The sequence below is a fragment of the Tetzosporium hominis genome (genome assembly GCF_002265435.1).
Taxonomy (GTDB): Bacteria; Bacillota; Bacilli; order Bacillales_A; family Planococcaceae; genus Chryseomicrobium; species Chryseomicrobium hominis.
Genome location: NZ_NOKQ01000058.1, coordinates 1 through 242, shown reverse-complemented (window position 1 = coordinate 242; position 242 = coordinate 1). Strand labels below are relative to the sequence as shown.

The 242-nt window shown below is 42.6% G+C and carries 1 protein-coding gene; it reads left to right on the top strand.

Annotation, left to right across the window (positions count from 1 at the left end; all coding sequences use genetic code 11):
* Positions 1-18: 18 nt before the first annotated feature.
* The coding region (locus tag CF394_RS00185; RefSeq protein ID WP_133079767.1) for a GNAT family N-acetyltransferase at positions 19-242 on the top strand (224 nt) is incomplete at its 3' end.

The window sequence follows — 242 nt, the reverse complement described above, 5'->3', positions numbered from 1 at the left end:
AACTTGGGGAGTGGTGGAATGTTTCCTGTATTAGAAACGGATCGGCTTACACTTAGACAAATCAAAGATCAAGATGCAGAAGCCATTTTTGCTTGTTTTTCAAACCATGAGGTGACACGCCATTACGGAATTGAAAACATGGGATCTATAGAAGAGGCCATGTCAATGGTTCAATCGTTTGCCGGCCTTTATCAAGAAAAACGCGGGATACGGTGGGGAATTGAAAGAAGAGACACCAAAGA